A 2,500-nucleotide genomic window follows, 5' to 3' on the forward strand; every position below is an offset into this window, starting at 1 on the left:
AACACAGTGGACGCGAGCAACTGAGGACAAGCCCTCGGCCTATTAGTACCGGTCACCTCCACCAGTTACCTGGCTTCCAGATCCGGCCTATCAACCCAGTCGTCTACTGGGAGCCTTACCCCATCAAGTGGGTGGGAGTCCTCATCTCGAAGCAGGCTTCCCGCTTAGATGCTTTCAGCGGTTATCCCTCCCGAACGTAGCCAACCAGCCATGCCCTTGGCAGAACAACTGGCACACCAGAGGTTCGTCCGTCCCGGTCCTCTCGTACTAGGGACAGCCCTTCTCAAGACTCCTACGCGCACAGCGGATAGGGACCGAACTGTCTCACGACGTTCTAAACCCAGCTCGCGTACCGCTTTAATGGGCGAACAGCCCAACCCTTGGGACCGACTCCAGCCCCAGGATGCGACGAGCCGACATCGAGGTGCCAAACCATCCCGTCGATATGGACTCTTGGGGAAGATCAGCCTGTTATCCCCGGGGTACCTTTTATCCGTTGAGCGACGGCGCTTCCACAAGCCACCGCCGGATCACTAGTCCCGACTTTCGTCCCTGCTCGACCCGTCGGTCTCACAGTCAAGCTCCCTTGTGCACTTACACTCAACACCTGATTACCAACCAGGCTGAGGGAACCTTTGGGCGCCTCCGTTACTCTTTAGGAGGCAACCGCCCCAGTTAAACTACCCATCAGACACTGTCCCTGATCCGGATCACGGACCCAGGTTAGACATCCAGCACGACCAGACTGGTATTTCAACGACGACTCCACCCACACTGGCGTATGAGCTTCAAAGTCTCCCAGCTATCCTACACAAGCCGAACCGAACACCAATATCAAACTGTAGTAAAGGTCCCGGGGTCTTTCCGTCCTGCTGCGCGAAACGAGCATCTTTACTCGTAGTGCAATTTCACCGGGCCTATGGTTGAGACAGTCGAGAAGTCGTTACGCCATTCGTGCAGGTCGGAACTTACCCGACAAGGAATTTCGCTACCTTAGGATGGTTATAGTTACCACCGCCGTTTACTGGCGCTTAAGTTCTCAGCTTCGCCCCACCGAAATGGAGCTAACCGGTCCCCTTAACGTTCCAGCACCGGGCAGGCGTCAGTCCGTATACATCGCCTTACGGCTTCGCACGGACCTGTGTTTTTAGTAAACAGTCGCTTCTCGCTGGTCTCTGCGGCCACCCCCAGCTCGAACAGCGGCTCCACCACTCCCCTCAACTCCGAAGAGATCAGGGCGGCTTCACGGCCTTAGCATCACGATGCTCGATGTTTGACGCTTCACAGCGGGTACCGGAATATCAACCGGTTATCCATCGACTACGCCTGTCGGCCTCGCCTTAGGTCCCGACTTACCCTGGGCAGATCAGCTTGACCCAGGAACCCTTAGTCAATCGGCGCACACGTTTCTCACGTGTGTATCGCTACTCATGCCTGCATTCTCACTCGTCAACCGTCCACAACTACCTTCCGGTGCTGCTTCACCCGGCAGACGACGCTCCCCTACCCATCCATACACCCGTTGGGGCTATTTGTATGAATGACACGACTTCGGCGGTACGCTTGAGCCCCGCTACATTGTCGGCGCGGAATCACTAGACCAGTGAGCTATTACGCACTCTTTCAAGGGTGGCTGCTTCTAAGCCAACCTCCTGGTTGTCTGTGCGACTCCACATCCTTTCCCACTTAGCGTACGCTTAGGGGCCTTAGTCGATGCTCTGGGCTGTTTCCCTCTCGACCATGGAGCTTATCCCCCACAGTCTCACTGCCGCGCTCTCACTTACCGGCATTCGGAGTTTGGCTAAGGTCAGTAACCCGGTAGGGCCCATCGCCTATCCAGTGCTCTACCTCCGGCAAGAAACACACGACGCTGCACCTAAATGCATTTCGGGGAGAACCAGCTATCACGGAGTTTGATTGGCCTTTCACCCCTAACCACAGGTCATCCCCCAGGTTTTCAACCCTGGTGGGTTCGGTCCTCCACGAAGTCTTACCTCCGCTTCAACCTGCCCATGGCTAGATCACTCCGCTTCGGGTCTTGAGCGTGCTACTAAAAACGCCCTGTTCGGACTCGCTTTCGCTACGGCTTCCCCACACGGGTTAACCTCGCAACACACCGCAAACTCGCAGGCTCATTCTTCAAAAGGCACGCAGTCACGAGAATGTGCAAGCACATTCCGACGCTCCCACGGCTTGTAGGCACACGGTTTCAGGTACTATTTCACTCCCCTCCCGGGGTACTTTTCACCATTCCCTCACGGTACTATCCGCTATCGGTCACCAGGGAATATTTAGGCTTAGCGGGTGGTCCCGCCAGATTCACACGGGATTTCTCGGGCCCCGTGCTACTTGGGTGTCTCTCAAGCAAGCCGCTGACATTTCGACTACGGGGGTCTTACCCTCTACGCCGGACCTTTCGCATGTCCTTCGTCTACATCAACGGTTTCTGACTCGCCCTACGGCCGGCAGACCGTAGAAGAGAGATCCCACAACCCCGCAC

At 56.4% G+C, this 2,500-nt stretch carries 1 rRNA gene (cut by a window edge); it reads right to left on the bottom strand.

Annotated elements, in window-relative coordinates:
• Positions 1 to 22: 22 nt before the first annotated feature.
• Positions 23 to 2,500, bottom strand: a 23S ribosomal RNA gene (locus ACLF5H_RS30335); it runs 308 nt beyond the window's last position.

The sequence above is a fragment of the Streptomyces sp. LaBMicrA B280 genome, from assembly GCF_049222185.1.
In the GTDB taxonomy this organism is placed as follows: Bacteria; Actinomycetota; Actinomycetes; order Streptomycetales; family Streptomycetaceae; genus Streptomyces; species Streptomyces murinus.